Origin of the sequence: Allomuricauda sp. TY007, from assembly GCF_010468565.1 — a bacterium.
GTDB lineage: Bacteria > Bacteroidota > Bacteroidia > Flavobacteriales > Flavobacteriaceae > Flagellimonas.
Genome location: NZ_WUEG01000011.1, coordinates 51,696 through 67,820, shown reverse-complemented (window position 1 = coordinate 67,820; position 16,125 = coordinate 51,696). Strand labels below are relative to the sequence as shown.

10 protein-coding genes are annotated in these 16,125 nt (G+C 43.5%); 3 read left to right on the top strand and 7 right to left on the bottom strand.

Going from position 1 to position 16,125, the window contains the following annotated elements; genetic code table 11:
* Positions 1 to 29: 29 nt before the first annotated feature.
* The gene (gene der, locus GO009_RS12555) at positions 30 to 1,331 is read left to right on the top strand and encodes a ribosome biogenesis GTPase Der (protein WP_163626594.1); all 1,302 of its coding nucleotides are present in this window, start codon (positions 30 to 32) and stop codon (positions 1,329 to 1,331) included.
* On the opposite strand, the gene pbpC is transcribed toward der, so the two are convergent.
* The 7 genes from pbpC to GO009_RS12520 form a co-directional block, all read right to left on the bottom strand.
* Positions 1,332 to 3,755 carry a penicillin-binding protein 1C gene (gene pbpC, locus GO009_RS12550; protein WP_239057459.1) on the bottom strand — a complete coding sequence of 808 codons (2,424 nt, stop codon included), beginning with the start codon at positions 3,753 to 3,755 and terminating at the stop codon, positions 1,332 to 1,334.
* Positions 3,715 to 9,276, bottom strand: a complete 5,562-nt coding sequence (locus GO009_RS12545; RefSeq protein WP_163626592.1) for an alpha-2-macroglobulin — start codon at positions 9,274 to 9,276, stop codon at positions 3,715 to 3,717. The genes pbpC and GO009_RS12545 overlap by 41 nt, the downstream gene beginning before the upstream one ends.
* A gap of 99 nt (positions 9,277 to 9,375) precedes the next feature.
* Complete coding sequence (locus GO009_RS12540) at positions 9,376 to 10,164, bottom strand: YgcG family protein (protein WP_163626591.1); 789 nt, start codon at positions 10,162 to 10,164, stop codon at positions 9,376 to 9,378.
* Entirely contained in the window at positions 10,145 to 10,582 is a 438-nt protein-coding gene (locus GO009_RS12535) for a TPM domain-containing protein (protein WP_163626590.1), read from the bottom strand. Before GO009_RS12535 ends, GO009_RS12540 begins: the two co-directional genes overlap by 20 nt.
* 3 nt (positions 10,583 to 10,585) lie before the next feature.
* On the bottom strand, positions 10,586 to 11,185 hold the full coding sequence (locus tag GO009_RS12530; protein WP_163626589.1) for a LemA family protein: 600 nt from the start codon (positions 11,183 to 11,185) through the stop codon (positions 10,586 to 10,588).
* 19 nt (positions 11,186 to 11,204) lie between these two features.
* The gene (locus GO009_RS12525; RefSeq protein WP_163626588.1) at positions 11,205 to 11,534 is read right to left on the bottom strand and encodes a MerR family transcriptional regulator; all 330 of its coding nucleotides are present in this window, start codon (positions 11,532 to 11,534) and stop codon (positions 11,205 to 11,207) included.
* Positions 11,535 to 12,512, bottom strand: coding sequence for a M23 family metallopeptidase (locus GO009_RS12520; RefSeq protein WP_163626587.1), 978 nt, complete (start codon positions 12,510 to 12,512; stop codon positions 11,535 to 11,537). It abuts the gene before it with no gap.
* A gap of 105 nt (positions 12,513 to 12,617) precedes the next feature.
* On the opposite strand from GO009_RS12520, the gene alaS reads away from it, so the two are divergent.
* Positions 12,618 to 15,230, top strand: coding sequence for an alanine--tRNA ligase (gene alaS, locus GO009_RS12515; RefSeq protein WP_163626586.1), 2,613 nt, complete (start codon positions 12,618 to 12,620; stop codon positions 15,228 to 15,230).
* 40 nt (positions 15,231 to 15,270) lie between these two features.
* The gene (locus GO009_RS12510; protein WP_163626585.1) at positions 15,271 to 16,122 is read left to right on the top strand and encodes a tetratricopeptide repeat protein; all 852 of its coding nucleotides are present in this window, start codon (positions 15,271 to 15,273) and stop codon (positions 16,120 to 16,122) included.
* Positions 16,123 to 16,125 lie beyond the last annotated feature (3 nt).

Below are 16,125 nucleotides of genomic sequence, written 5' to 3'. Positions count from 1 at the left end.
AATGGTATTTTTGCCAAAAATTAAACCTAATGGGAGCTATTGTAGCCATTGTAGGAAGACCCAATGTTGGGAAGTCCACTTTTTTCAACCGACTTATTCAACGCCGTGAGGCTATTGTGGATGCCGTAAGCGGTGTAACTCGCGACCGTCATTACGGTAAAAGTGACTGGAACGGTAAGGAGTTTTCCGTTATTGATACTGGTGGTTACGTTTTGGGTAGCGACGATGTTTTCGAAAAGGAAATCGATAAACAAGTAGAGTTGGCCATCGATGAGGCCGATGCCATCATTTTTATGGTGGACGTGGAGTCCGGCGTAACCGGAATGGATGAAGATGTGGCCAAGCTCTTGCGTAGGGTCGATAAGCCCACTTTTTTGGCCGTAAACAAAGTCGATAACTCCAAGCGTATGGCCGATGCCGTAGAGTTCTATTCTTTGGGATTGGGTGAATATTATACGCTTTCAAGTATCAACGGTAGTGGTACCGGGGAATTATTGGATGCCCTTGTTAAGGTGCTGCCCGATGAAAAGGAAGAAGAAAGCGAACTCCCTCGTTTTGCGGTAGTGGGAAGACCCAATGCGGGGAAATCATCCTTTATCAATGCGTTGATAGGGGAGGACAGGTACATTGTAACCGATATTGCGGGTACTACCCGCGATAGTATCGATACCAAATACAATCGTTTTGGATTTGAGTTTAATTTGGTGGACACGGCCGGTATCCGAAGAAAATCCAAAGTAAAGGAAGACTTGGAGTTTTATTCCGTCATGCGTTCCGTTCGTGCCATAGAACATTGCGATGTATGTATTTTGATGTTGGATGCCACCCGAGGTTTTGATGGACAAGTACAAAATATATTTTGGCTCGCACAGCGCAACAACAAGGGAATTGTGATTTTGGTGAACAAATGGGATTTAGTCGAAAAAGAAACCAATTCGGTAAAAGAATATACTGCCAAAATAAAAGAAGTTATTTCCCCTTTTGAAGATGTACCCATTCTTTTTGTTTCTGTTCTGAACAAACAACGTATCTACAAGGCCATCGAAACCGCAGTGGATGTTTACAAAAACCGTTCGAAACGTATTCCAACCCGAAAGTTGAACGATATTATGCTTCCCATTATTGAAAAAACACCACCTCCATCTACCAAAGGGAAATACGTAAAAATCAAATTCTGCACGCAATTGCCTACACCATATCCGCAATTTGCCTTTTTCTGCAACTTGCCCCAATATGTGAAGGACCCCTACAAAAGATTTTTGGAGAACAAAATCAGGGAGAATTTCGATTTTACCGGAGTTCCAATGACCATTTTTATGCGGAAGAAATAATTATTCGCCCGAAGCTGAGCGTACTTTCACCAATTGCTGAATTCGATTGCCTTGATTGTCCACGGCCGTGAGCATATATTCTCCGGCTTCAATGGGTAGAATCAGTTCATGGAAATTTTCCGTCTTGCCGATGAATAATTCATCCAAATACCAATAAATGATAGCGTTGGATTGTTGATGGGCCAGTTTGAGAATGATTTCCATACTTTTTTCGCCCAAATCCTTTGGGAGTAGTACGGTTTCATTTCTTTTTGGGTAAATGAACTCCATCAAATTGTTTTCCAAAGCAGAACAACCTTCCAAATAAGGGGGCAAAGGTTTATAGTTGGGATTCGAAGAAGCGTAATAATATTCCAAAATAGGAGGGAGTACCAACCAATTCTTGGCGACCATATCTTCCAGAGGGTAACATTCGGAGTTTACTCTATACTGTTCCGAAGTATCTAAAAAAACCTGCTGATGATAGGGGCAGGCTCCACTTCGGGTACCGTGGGTCGGCACGAATTCCTTTTTTATATCCTCACAATAAATGGAAGCCCGAAATCCACTTTGTGCACAAACTTCAATCTCAACAAGGTCATCAAAAGGTTCTTGGAACCAACCGCTTTGTGGCAATGCATCCAATACATCAAATAGTAAGGGAGCGGCTGCAGTGATTCCCGTAAGTCCGGGCCTGCCTTCGCCATCGGCATTGCCTGCCCAAACCCCGATGGCATATTTTGGCGTAACTCCAACGGCCCAAGCATCCTTAAAACCAAAACTAGTGCCAGTTTTCCATGCAATGGGCTGGGAGGAATCAAAAAACTGCCAATTTTCATCGCCTTCTGGTCGGTTGACCTCGTACATGGATTGAAACGTACTGTAAATTGAACCTGCGCCAAAAACCAAAGGGTCAAATTGTTCGTTGCCAAAGTCCTTGGTTTCGTTTTGTAAATAGGTAGCCTCCCTAAATTCTTGACTTCTGTACGTGCTGGAATGGGCCAAAAAATAATTCAGACTGGAGGCCATGGAGGCATAGGTAGAGGTCACTTCCCAAAGGGAACTTTCGGCACCACCCAGAATCAAGGATAGCCCATAATACGATGAAGGCTTATTCAAAGACTCCATCTTCATTTTGTGGAGCTTGTTGTAAAACTTTTGAAGCCCATATTCCCGTAACAATCGGACGGCGGGCACATTAAGCGAACGTGATAAGGCTTTGCTTGCAGGTACGGCGCCCACATGTTTTAAATCAAAATTTTGGGGATGGTACCCATTGATTACCGTTGGAACATCTTCCACTAAGCTATGGGGCAGCAATTGGCCCTCATCCAAAAGCGATGCAAACAAAAAAGGCTTTAACGTACTGCCCGTACTTCTCTTTTTAGTGATGATGTCCACATAATTGGCGTGTGTCTCATCCGAAGGGGAATTTCCTACATACCCTAGCACTTTTCGGGTTTCCACATCGAGTACCAGAATGGCCAGATTATGGATTTCGTTGCTTTGCAATTGCCGATAATGACGTTCTGCCAAGAGATTCAACCGTTGTTGCAAGGGTCGTTGAAGCGAAGTGGTCACACGCTGACCCGGAAGCTCGTTACGGATACGTTCGGTAAGATGAGGGGCTACATCGGGTAATGGGAAAGGCTTTTGTGGCAATGGTTCGGCAATGGCCAATTCATAGGTTGTTTCATCAATGATTTCTTTTTTCCATAACTTCTTCAATAACCGGTTTCGCTTGTCCAAAAAGGCCTGTTCGTTTCGTCCCGGGAAAATAAGTGCCGGGGCATTGGGCAAAACAGCCAAGGCAGCCGATTGTCCCCAGCTCAGTTCATGTGCAGGAATGCCGAAGTATCGCCAAGCCGCGGTTTCCAACCCGACCACATTGCCGCCGTAGGGCGTGTGGGAGGCGTAGAGCTTTAAAATTTCTTCCTTCGAGTGTCGCAACTCCAAACGAGTGGACATAAAAACCTCGATGAGTTTTTCCCAATAGGTCCGGCTTTGGTTTTTTCTGCTTAACCGTATTACTTGCTGTGTGATGGTACTGCCACCTCTTCGGGTTTCTTTGGTGATATTGTGCCCGATAGCCTTTATAATGGAAATGGGATTGAAACCAGGATGCTGATAAAAATATTCATCCTCAAAAAGTAGAATACTCTGTTTGAAGCGTTCGGGAACGGAATCAATCTGGGGAAATCGCCATTGACCATCATCGGCAATCCGTGCTCCGATGAGCGAACCTTCGGAACTGTCCACAACCGTTGATGTTGGGTCATCGAACAGATTTGTGGGCAGGCAAAACAACCATAAAATCAAAACAATGGATAAAAGGATAACCTTGATTCGGTGTTTTAAAATGTTTTTTTTTAGGGCCGACAAAAAAAACTTCATCCACACCAAACTACTGAACAACTTTGACCCAATTACCCTTGTTTCTAGCATAATAAGTGTTATCGTACATCGCTTCAGCTTGGGTGCCGGGCAAATAGTAATCACCCAAGAACGATGCATTCAATTTGATGGTAAAGGTTTTGGATTTTCTCGCGTCCAAATCAAAATACAGATGGGTACGGTCGTCCCGAGTATCCACATAATCTGCCTTTGAAGCATTAGCGTTGCTGCCTCCAGCAAATGAAGTGTCCACAATTTCCCATCCGCTGGGCACAATGTGCGTCAGGGCCACATTGTCGATATAGTCATCGGAACTGTTGAAAATGGTCACTTTTGCTTCGAATTCTGTTCCCTGTCTTAGTTCATTTATATTGACGGAATTGCCCAATGGGTCTTGGTAGTTCACGGACAACCTTAGGTTTTGCTGTTGTGCCAATTCCTCGCCAACTGGTAATTTGCCTGTTTGGGTAAGGGTAGCGTAAATGATATTTCCTTGGTTGTTTTTCAGTTCGATTTCCTCTTTAAAGGAAGTCACGGAAAGTTCCCGCTGTGCTATGGCCCTATCGGTTTTGACATTAATACTTTTTCCATTATTGGTAAAGGTGAGGTCAATGGACCTTCCCCCATTCTTCATCACCATTTTGGACAAAGCCAAGAGAGCAAAAGCTGTTTCTTGGGTACTGTACCATTGCTGTGATGATAAGTTTTTGGCCAAGGAAACAGCCAGTTCCCTTTGTTGGGTGTCGTCCAATATAACCAGGGTTTCCAACGCCATGGCACGGTTGCGGAATACGGAACCATAGGTTCTATAGTTGTAATTATTGGGTGTAAAGTTGATGTTCGCCTTTTGGGCAATAGCCTCAGCGATTTCTTTTTTACCGACCAGGGCGTAAGCTGCTGCCAATCTCCATTTGGCCTCGTTGCCGAGGTTTGTTGTTTCCCGTAAACGGTTCATTGCAGCCAGTTCGGGTTGCTGTGCCAAGGCCAATGTGTACAATCGATATGCTTGTGAAACATCATCGTTGTAATAGGTGCTTTGGTTACTCCATTGACGCGCCGCATTCTTTTGGTATCTCAACCAATTGCTCAAGAAGGTCAACGGTAATTGACACCCCTGCTGTTTGGCTTCCAACATAAAATGCCCGGCGTAGGATGTTCCCCAATCATCGGCATTGCCGTAACCTGGCCAGTAGCTTAATCCGCCATTGGGAATTTGGAAATCGCTAAGTCGGTCAATGGCAGCTTTTACATTTTTCTCAATCTCCTTCTTTTTATCAAAAGTGATGTCCAATACATCTGCCAAGAACAATTGAGGGAATGCTGCGGAAGTGGTTTGCTCCACGCATCCGTGTGGGTAGCGCAACAGATAATCCATTCGTTTGGAGAAATCCATCGGTGGAAGCGTAGAGAATTCTATAAATGCTTCATTAGTGCCCGACGTGCCAAAAGTTTCCATCGTGATGGTCTGAGCACCATTGGGGTCGAGTGTGTACAATTCACTTTTGGTGGTTACAGGATTTGGATTTTCCACATCGATTTCGGTCTCGTTGGATGCGCTTTCCCCGGCGCCCGTAGCGGTAACTTTTATGGTCTGGAAAGATGATGTTGGATTGACTTTAAAATCAAAATTGACGATTTGCTCCCCAACTGCATTAAAGGTGATGTTTTTGGAAGTGCCGTTGATGGGCTCCAATGCTTTTCCTGCATCAATATTGACCTTTACATTTTTTACTTTAGGTTCCATCGCAAATACCGTAACGGGGATAGTCACGGTCTCGCCAGGAGATAATTTTCGTGGAATGGAGGTAAGCACCATCAAAGGCTTGCGAACTGGGGTTGTTTTTTCAGCATTGCCGTAAGCACTGTTCGGATTCCCTGCAACGACCATGGTTCGGACAGAACCTACATAATTCGGCATATCGATGGTATGTGATGCTTTTTCACCTGCTTTCAAGGTAAACGGACCCAAATAGGTAACGACGGGTTTAAAGCGTTGTGCCTTTCGGTTTTTGGCGCCAGCTCCAATGCCGCCACCGCCAATAGCGTAAATATTATCGACACTCACGGAGTAAGCTCCCATCACATCATCAAAAATGTCAAAGGTCTTTACGCCCAAAGCTTGTCTTGCATAGAACGCACTATGAATATCGGGAGTGGTAAAACGTGTCAGGTCCAAAAGGCCTTCGTCCACCACGGCCAATGAGTAGGTCATCGGTTTTTTACTGGTTTCAGAAACGGTGACCTTAAACGGTTTTTCAGGCTCCAAAACATCGGGCATACTGATTTGTGGCTCCAAGAATGTCGCGGGATTTTCCACCAAGAGCGGAACAACGCCGTACAATCGGATGGGCAAGTCGTTTTTAACCTGACTGTGCGGTTGCAACAAGGAAATGTTCACGTAGGCATTCGGTGCCATTTCTGCCGTAATCGGAATGGTCGCCCTGGTTTCTTTGGCAGAGGTCTCAATCCATTGTTGGAAGAGTACTTCGGTGCCATTTTCGATACTGACCAAAGCACGGCCGCCTTTATCTGAAGGAAAAGTTACAAACGCTTTTTCCCCAAGAGTATATTTTTCCTTGTCGGTGGAGAAAATCAGAATTTTGGAGCTTTCGGCATCCTCGGATGCGGGCCTTCTCCACCAATTGCGATAAAAATAGGCGGTACGACCTGTTGCGTGACCCGAAACTTCATCAATCACACGGATGAGGTAACGTCCGCCTTGCTCATCGGGAACATTGATGTTGAAATTGGCCTTGCCCTCGCTTCCCGTAGTTACATTCATTTCTTTGAACGGTCGGTGCACGGTGGCATTTTCATATCGTGATAAGTTATCGTAACCACGGTTCCACCACCAGCGCCATTCAATTTTGAACACTTGCACTTTTAATTTTCGGTTGCCCGATGGATTTCCTTGTGCATCCACGGTAACCACATCAAACGTATTGTTGTCATCCGTTAAGAAAGAACCGTACTGTTTAGCTTCCGGTGAACGAAGGCCGACAAAGTTGGAAAATGGGGCCAAATTTTTGGAGAATACATCTATTGAAAAGTCGCCGCCTCCTTCAAACACTTTTGTTGTAAAAATTGCTTGCAGCATTCCCGGTGCGTTGCCGTTCACGTCGATTTTTTTGTTGATGTCGAGTACTCCATTAGCATCCAAGTTTGATGATATCCATTGCAATTCAGTTTGGTTGAAGGTGCGTACAGGGTCTTGGAAAACATAACCTTTGTACTTAGGAAATGCTGTGGAGGTCTCGCTCAACGTAGCATTTATATCGATTTTTAAGTTACGTGCTGGAGCGCCATGCAGCCATTTTACTTCGGCTTTTCCCCTGTTGATGGAATTGGCTTCCAGTACTTCATCATCAAAAGTAAAATCCACTTTTAATCGATTCGGTTTTACAGTGGCTACCTTTAAAGTTTTAGTGAACTGTGCCCCTCCCACAATCACTTTGGCCGACCAATTTCCTGTTGGTGCCGCAGCATCTGTTGGGATAGGGAAATAATAGAAGTTCTTTTCCTTTTTGGCGTACAGACCATCGGCAACGGGAATACTGCCTTCTTTTAAAACATGACGTTGCACCAGTTTACCACGTGCATCACTGACTTCCAAAGCCACGGGGTGCCCTTTAGGCAAGGGGTTGGCAGTGTCATCCAAAACAAAGGTCAAATGAATGATATCGCCGGGTCTGTGTACTCCTCTTTCGGTATACAAATAACCTTGCAATCCTTTTTGGAGCTGCTCACCGGAGACATCAAATTTACTCAGGGACAATGCATTTCCATCCGCTAGTTTTGCATAGGCAAAATTGTTGCTGTGCTCGGCCACTGCAAAGGCAATGCCCTTGTCGCTATCATAAACCGATAATCCTTTGGCGTCCGTGGTGGTCTCGCCGACAAGTTGTTGTTGGTAATTATAGAGTTTTATTTTCGCGCCTGCCACGGGTTGGGTTGTAAGCAAGTTGGTCACCGCAAAATGATGGGAGCGGTTGCTTCCTTTTTTAACGATAAGACCCAAATCGCTTCCCAATAAATTGGTCGCTGCTATTCTTTCGTAGTTGTAGTATGCAGAGTGGCAAGGGTTGTCCCGTTCTTCCCAATTGTAGTCATAGTTTCTGTAATTATAGATTTCGTTGTTCCAATAGCGCTCTTCTTCGGAGGCTTCATCGGAGCTTTGCTCCAAAGCATAATCGGTGGTTGGTTCTTCGGTTTCAGCGTTATCCCCACAATCGTAAGTGGTATGTTCTTTCTTAAAACTGAACTCCACTCGATACAACGAACCGGGATTTATTTTTATCAATTCTGACAAATCGAGTCCGTGGGCCTGCCAGTAGCTGGAATTTTGGTTGCCGTCTTTTGAGAGCGGAATCACTTTGTAGGCTACCCTGCGTCCAACGGGTCTAAAATCGGGGCTGTAACTTTCGGTCAAATCATAGTTTTGGAGATACTGGAGCATATTGTCCTGATACACTTGAATTACACGAACTTCTACGGCAGCAAGGTTGACGGTTTCAAAATAAATGGGCGTGGATGACGCATTGGGGAGAATGGTTCCTTTGGAAATCAATCGAACCGCCGGTTTGAGCTGCTCAAAAGAGACCAGTTCGGAAAAGTCATTTTTCAACGTGAAACCATATTCACTTTTTATTCCTTGAAAGGCATTGATGCGCACCTCACCTAAAATGCGATTGGACGGGTACACGCTTAAAACGTTGCCGTTGATTTCATATCGAACGCTTTCCGCATTTTCAATGGTGACCAAACCATTTAGGTTTTGATCTTGTTTTAAAGGCTCCGAAAAATTCAGGGTAAGTACGGCATTTGGGGCGGATGTTGTTTTGGCATCAACAATTACAAACTTGTTCTTGCCTGGAATGGGGTAAGTTTCCGAGCCTTCGTTCTCAATATGGTAAGAATCACCGGTCCAGTTGATGGTTAGCTCACTATCATCTGTTTTTCTGGAAATACTATCAATTTTAAAGCTGAAGTATTGTGCATTGTCCGAAGTATTGTCCCATTTCACGGGGATAGTTTTATCTCCCTGCTTTACGGAAAGTACCGTTTCTATTTTGGATGCTTCCAAAACATCCGAAGCATCCAAGGTGCCCGTGAGGTATTGCCAATCTTTGCTGTAGGATTGTAAATCTCCTAGATTGATTTTGAAATTTGGCGCAATGGTCTTAAAACTAAAAGTGTACGTCTTAAACTCACTTTTTATATCCTCGAAGAGTTTGTTGAGCTTCAGACTGATGGTGTATTCAGTGTTGGGCTCCAAATATTCTGAAGGTTGAAAGGTGAGTTCCCTTCCGTTTTCAATGACCAATGCCCCGTCCACCTTTGGTGAAATGTCCAAATATTCCAGTGGTAACTCTTGAGTCAGTTCAAACTGCTCCAATTGTTGGACCAATGCAATGGTAATCGGTGTGGAAATACTTTGGTTGCCATTGGTGTGATAACTGATATAGTCCTTGAACTTGAATAGGTTGTCGGTTTCGGAAGTACCATCCTTTTTTTTACAGGATGCAACAAGAATTAGTAGGGAAATTAGAAATGCTATGAATGACCGGGACATGTAAAAAGAATGTTTTGAATTGAAAATTTAACTATTAGCAAGATAGTTAAAATTGAGTATCAGAACCATATTACTTGATGGATAGTTGATTTAGGTGGATTACCAACCCCCAGAAGCACCACCGCCTCCAAAACCACCGCCACCGAAGCCACCACTGAATCCACCTCCACCACCGAGGCTTCCGCTGCCAAAACCGCCGGAGGAGCCAGAACTACGTCCCATGTTGCTCAATATGATCATGTCCCAAATATCCAGTCCACGTCCTCTACGGCCTCCATGTCCGCCACCACCTTTGTTTTTACGGCTCCATAAAATAATGATGATGACAATAAAGATAATGATGGGAAAAAGGGCGTCAACAGGGAATTTTTTACCGCTCCCAAACGAGCGGTCCTCTTTAAACTCGCCTGTCAATACCTTAAAAATGGCGTCGGAACCTTTATCCAAACCACTGTAGTAATCCCCTTTTTTAAATTCTGGGATAATCACCGTTTCTATAATACGCCTCGACATTAAATCGGTTAGCCTGCCCTCTACGCCATAGCCCGTGTTGATAGCGATTCTGCGGTCGTCCCGGGCCAAGAGTATAAGCACGCCATTATCTTTGTCCGCTTGTCCAATGCCCCATTTTTGGCCCCATTGTGCTCCCAAAAAATTGATTTCCTCACCTTCAGTGGAACTAATTATAGCTACTACAATTTGTGTGGACGTGCTATCAGAATACCGAACAAGCTTTTGTTCCAATGCATTGCTCTGCGAAGGCGGTAACAAGTTTACATAATCGTAAACGCTCGTTTCTTGCTGTGGTTTTTCGGGTATGGAAAATTGTCCCCAAGCTAGGGAGACGCATAAAAAAAAGAGTGAAAAACTAGCCTTTGGATATTGCATCGTTCAGTTCATTGGTATCGTCTTGGTCCCATGGGAAATGGGCGTGTAGTTCTTTGCCGGCCATAAGAATGCCTTCAACGATACCTTGTTTAAAATTTCCTTTTTTAAAGTGGGAAGCGATCACATCTTTGGTGGTGTCCCAAAACCCTTTGGGAACGGCCCTATCTATACCCTCACCGCCGTAGATGACAAATTTTCTATCATCCACTGCAACATAGAGCAGCACCCCGTTGCCCTCCTTGGTGTTGTCCATTTTCAGAAAATGGAATACCTGCTGTGCCCTACTAAAATGATCTATTTTTGAAGATGCTTCAATATGCACTCGTATTTCGCCAGAAGTATGGTTTTCGGCTTCAACAATCGCATCAACAATTTCCTTTTCTTCCTCGGCAGTCAAAAACTCTTCTACGTGCGACATAATTTAATTGAATTCAAAATCCACTTCGGGAACATCTTCGGAACCTGCATCGGATGTGAAGAGAGCCATTGGGTCGAAATTGGCAATGCTGGCCACGATGTTGGTTGGGATTTGCTGTATTTTAATGTTGTATTCCCCGGCCAGATCGTTAAAACGGTTGCGTTCTACATTGATTCTATTCTCCGTACCTTCCAATTGGGACTGTAGCTCCAAAAAGTTCTGATTGGCCTTTATATCGGGATAGCGCTCCACGGTAACCAATAAACGGGATAGGGCGGAGGAAAGTCCTGTTTGGGCCTGTTGAAATTCTGCCAATTGTTCGGGCGTAATATTGTTGGCGTCAATACTGGTCGAGGTGGCTTTTGCCCTAGCTTCTATAACTTCCGTTAGGGTTTCCCGTTCAAAATCGGCCGCCCCCTGAACAGTTTTTACTAGGTTTCCGATCAAATCACTTCTGCGTTGATACGAACTTTCCACATTGGCCCATTGTTTGGTGGCCTGTCCTTTCATGTTGATAAGGTTGTTGTTGGTCCTTACGTACCATCCTACAACAATCACCCCTAAAATCCCGAGGACAATAATGGCTATGATACCTTTTTTCATTTTCTATTGGTTAAAGTGTTTATAGTTGTTCTTTTATTTTCAGTAGTTCTGCTTTTACTTTTTGCAGTTTTTGAATCACTTCAAAATTGGAAAGGGCCTTTTGTTTTTCCTCTTTCAGATGGACTTTGGCACCATCCAATGTAAACCCGCGTTCTTTTACCAAATGGTAGATCAACTGAAGGTTTTGGATATCCTGCGGTGTAAACTTACGATTGCCCTTGGCATTTTTTTTTGGCTGGAGCACATCAAACTCTTTTTCCCAAAAACGAATGAGGGATGTATTTACCCCAAAGGCCTTGGCCACTTCGCCAATGCCATAATATCGTTTTTCTGGAAGATCTACGTGCATTTAATCCAGCGATTGGTTCTCTTGGTTGGCCAATTTGAGCATGTTTTCAAATTCTTCTGTGGACAAACTTCCGTAGTAGAAGTTTATAGGGTTGATGCGTTCCCCATCCTTGAATATTTCATAATGGACATGGGGAGCCTGAGAACGTCCCGTGCTACCAACAAAGCCGATAAGGTCACCTCTTTTTACTTTTTGGCCTACGGTAACATTGTATTTGCTCATGTGTCCGTACAGTGAGATGTAACCGTAGCCATGGTCGATTCGCACATGTTTTCCATAACCGGACGATCTATTGTCGGCGCGTACCACTTTTCCATCACCTGAAGCATATATCGGAGTGCCTCGTGGAGCGGTAAAGTCCATGCCCCAATGCATTTTACGTGCTTTGGTAAAGGGGTCCGACCGCCAACCATAACCAGAGGCCATACGGGTAAGGTCTTCGTTGCTAACGGGTTGAATGGCCGGAATGGCGGCCAACAGTTTTTCCTTTTCTTCCGCGAGTTTGGCGATTTCATCCAAGGATTTGGATTGGATTACCATTTGTTTTTGGATGATGTCCAATCGCTTTACCGCATCGATAATAATCTCGGAATTGTTGAAACCCTCCAGGTCTTTGTAACGATTGACACCCCCAAAACCTGCTCTGCGCTGTTCTTCGGGTATCGGGTTTGCTTCAAAATATAATCGGTAGATGTTGTTGTCCCGATCTTCAATATTGGCCAAAACCTGTTCCATTTGGTCCATTTTCCTGTTCATTATATCAAACTGAAGTTCATAATTTCGAACTTCGCGTTCCAAGGAAAGTTCCTTGGGCGTATTTACCCACCGGGTGTTCAGAAGTATGATCAGTCCAAGAAAGCCGAACAGTGCGGAGCCTAATAAGAACAAGAAAATATTCCTGTACTTTTTGGATTTCTTCGGCTCGATCTTTCTATACGAAAGTGTATCCGGATCGTAATAGTACTTTACTTTAGACATGAATGGATTTTATCCTATTTTTGCTCACTCATTTTAATACAGAACAAACAAATATAAAAATTGTTTTGCTTAAAGTGTTAAATTTAAGAAAACCCTAGGAATTCAATGACATCCCAAGAAGTTAGAAACCAGTTTTTAAACTTTTTTAAAGAAAAGAACCACAAGATTGTACCATCCGCACCCATGGTAATGAAGGACGACCCTACCTTGATGTTCACCAATGCCGGTATGAACCAGTTTAAGGAGTACTTTTTGGGGAATTCCGTTCCAAAGAGCAAAAGATTGACCGATACCCAAAAATGTCTTCGAGTGAGCGGTAAGCACAACGACCTCGAAGAGGTGGGGAAAGATACCTATCACCATACTATGTTCGAGATGTTGGGCAACTGGAGTATCGGGGATTATTTTAAAAAGGAAGCCATTGCGTGGGCGTGGGAATTGCTCACGGAGGTATATAAAATTGATAAGGGCAGTCTTTACGTATCCGTTTTTGAAGGAAGCGAAGAAGATAATTTGCCGCTTGATCAAGAAGCTTATGATTTGTGGAAGGCAATTGTACCTGAGGATCGAATCATTAAAGGGAACAAGAAGGACAACTTCTGGGAGATGGGTGATCAGGGTCCTTGCGGACCTTGTTCGGAAATCCATGTGGACATTCGTTCCAAAGAAGAGAAGGCCAAAGTTGATGGAGCTTCCTTGGTGAACCAAGACCATCCGCAAGTGGTGGAAATTTGGAACTTGGTTTTTATGCAGTTCAACCGTAAGGCCAATGGCAGTTTGGAACCGCTCCCCGAAAAGCATATTGATACCGGAATGGGTTTTGAACGTCTTTGCATGGTGCTTCAAAGCAAGCAATCCAATTACGATACCGATGTTTTTACCCCGTTGATTCGTGAGGTGGAGATCATCACAGGAAAAAAATATGGCGCTAACGAAGAAACCGATATTGCCATCCGTGTCATTTCCGATCACGTGCGCGCCGTGGCATTTTCCATTGCCGATGGGCAATTGCCGAGCAACACGGGTGCAGGTTACGTTATCCGAAGGATTTTACGTCGCGCCATTCGTTACGGATTCACCTTTTTGGACACCAACAAACCATTCATCTACAGATTGGTGAAGGTGTTGGGCGAACAAATGGGCAAAGCGTTCCCGGAGTTGAAGGAGCAATATCAACTAATCGAAAATGTGATCAAAGAAGAGGAAAGCTCATTTTTGAGCACTTTGGAGCAAGGTTTGGTGTTGTTGGATTCCGTAATAAAATCCTCCAAGGATAAAACCATAGCAGGTGCAAAGGCCTTTGAATTGTATGATACTTTCGGTTTTCCGATAGATTTGACCGCTTTGATTTTGGAGGAGAAAGGGTATCAACTTGACACGGAAGGATTTGAAAAAGCCTTGAAAGCCCAAAAAGACCGCTCCCGAGCAGCTTCAGAAGTTTCCAAAGATGATTGGAACGTTTTATTGACAGATGCTGAACAAGAATTTATCGGTTACGATAGCCTCGAAGCCAATGTGAAACTGGTAAAGTATCGCAAAGTGACCAGTAAAAAAGAGGGAGACCAATACCAATTGGTGTTCAACCTGACCCCATTTTATCCTGAAGGCGGTGGTCAGGTCGGTGATAAAGGCTATTTGGAAGCTCCCAACGGCGACGTTACCTATATTGTGGATACCAAAAGGGAGAACAACGAGATTGTTCATTTTGCCAAGTCGTTGCCAAAAGAAGTTTCGGGAACTTTTAAAGCCATCGTGGACAAAAAGCAACGTTGGAGAACGGCCTGCAACCATACCGCTACGCACTTGCTGCACCAAGCCCTGCGCGAGGTGTTGGGAACCCATGTGGAACAGAAAGGTTCCGCCGTGCATTCCAAATATTTACGATTTGATTTCTCCCACTTTTCAAAATTGACGGTGGAAGAACTACGGAAAGTCGAAAATTTTGTCAATGCCCGTATTGATGGTCACTTGCCTTTGGAAGAAAACCGCAATATTCCCATGAAAGAAGCTATGGAACAAGGTGCGGTGGCACTTTTTGGTGAAAAATATGGCGATACGGTACGAACCATCCGTTTTGGGCAATCCATTGAACTTTGTGGTGGCACCCATGTGAAGAACACGGCCGATATCTGGCATTTTAAAATTGTTTCGGAAGGAGCGGTTGCGGCTGGAATTCGAAGAATCGAAGCCATCACTTCCGATGCCGTTAAAGAATTCTATTTCAACAATAACCGAATGCTTTTCGAGATCAAGGATATGTTGAAAAACTCCCAAGACCCAGTAAAATCCGTTGCTAGTCTACAAGAGGAAAACCTTGCCCTTAAAAAGCAAGTGGAACAACTGTTGAAGGATAAGGCCAAAGGCCTCAAAAATGAACTGATTTCAGAATTGGAAGAAGTGAACGGAGTCCAATTCTTGGCTAAAAAAGTGGATTTGGATGCAGGCGGCATCAAAGATTTGGCCTTTGAAATGGGTGGTCAGGCAAATAACTTGTTTCTGTTACTGGCTTCGGAAAAAGATGGAAAAGCGGTATTGTCCTGCTACATTTCCAAGGATTTGGTGGCAGAAAAGGACCTGAATGCGGGAACCATTGTCCGTGAACTGGGCAAGTACATTCAAGGTGGCGGCGGTGGACAACCGTTCTTTGCAACCGCAGGGGGTAAAAACCCTGCTGGGATTGCCGAAGCGTTGGAAAAGGTAAAAGCTTATGTTTCTTAATTAAATTATATTATTAACCCAACCTCTCTTGATATTATGTATGAAAAAAATCTTATATATATTTCTGATTTTTCAAGCTTGTGCTGAAAATGAGAGCAAAACAGAAGAGGGAAGGTCGTTTGATTCTGAAAAGGTAGTACTATCAGTTGATGATTCAATTAAAATTGTAGATTATTGGCAAAAGGCAAATAAAGTTCCAGTATATTCTGTGGATAGACAGCGCTATTTGGATTCTGCTTTGATGATCAAACCTGATTCAGCTTATTTCTGGCAGCAAAAAGCAATGCCATTATATAAGGAACGTAAGTTTTCTTTAGGAAAGCCCTTTTTGGAAAAAGCAGTTTTGTATGACCCGAAAAGATATTTGGATTACAGTGGGTTTATGAAATGTCTTTTCTCCAATGAGTACCAGGAGTCAATAGATGAACTAAAGCTGGCAAAGGAAAAGTTTGGAGATGGGTACGTGATGGACCATACGTATAATTTTTATATAGCATTGGATTATTTGCAATTGAACCAATTTGAGAATGCTAAAAATTACCTCCTAAAAAGTAAAGAGCAGCAATTCAAAGATTTCCCTAACGAACCTCCTGAGGAAGCATGCCATTATATGGATTGGTTTTATATGGGAGTAGTTGAATATGAACTCAAGAATTACGAAAAGGCAATCGAAAATTTTGATATGAGTTTAAAGGTTTATAAAAATTTTGGTGATGCTTTTTATTACAAGGCCATATCAGAATTTAATTCTGGGAAAAAGGAGGAGGCTGAGAAAACAATCCAATTAGCATGGGAAAACAACCAAAATACAATTAATGAAGATCAAGTATATTATGTTGTTTATCCTTATCAAGTCTTTCATAGGTTAAGTCCAAGGTCTAGAAAAAAATGAATG

What these genes read in the sequence shown, in the direction of transcription:
- der (WP_163626594.1), top strand. Translation starts at nt 30, where the DNA reads ATGGGAGCTATTGTAGCCATTGTAGGAAGACCCAATGTTGGGAAGTCC.
- alaS (WP_163626586.1), top strand. Translation starts at nt 12,618, where the DNA reads ATGACATCCCAAGAAGTTAGAAACCAGTTTTTAAACTTTTTTAAAGAA.
- GO009_RS12520 (WP_163626587.1), bottom strand. Translation starts at nt 12,512, where the DNA reads ATGTCTAAAGTAAAGTACTATTACGATCCGGATACACTTTCGTATAGA.
- GO009_RS12535 (WP_163626590.1), bottom strand. Translation starts at nt 10,582, where the DNA reads ATGTCGCACGTAGAAGAGTTTTTGACTGCCGAGGAAGAAAAGGAAATT.
- GO009_RS12540 (WP_163626591.1), bottom strand. Translation starts at nt 10,164, where the DNA reads ATGCAATATCCAAAGGCTAGTTTTTCACTCTTTTTTTTATGCGTCTCC.
- GO009_RS12510 (WP_163626585.1), top strand. Translation starts at nt 15,271, where the DNA reads ATGAAAAAAATCTTATATATATTTCTGATTTTTCAAGCTTGTGCTGAA.
- GO009_RS12545 (WP_163626592.1), bottom strand. Translation starts at nt 9,276, where the DNA reads ATGTCCCGGTCATTCATAGCATTTCTAATTTCCCTACTAATTCTTGTT.
- GO009_RS12530 (WP_163626589.1), bottom strand. Translation starts at nt 11,185, where the DNA reads ATGAAAAAAGGTATCATAGCCATTATTGTCCTCGGGATTTTAGGGGTG.
- GO009_RS12525 (WP_163626588.1), bottom strand. Translation starts at nt 11,534, where the DNA reads ATGCACGTAGATCTTCCAGAAAAACGATATTATGGCATTGGCGAAGTG.
- pbpC (WP_239057459.1), bottom strand. Translation starts at nt 3,755, where the DNA reads ATGCTAGAAACAAGGGTAATTGGGTCAAAGTTGTTCAGTAGTTTGGTG.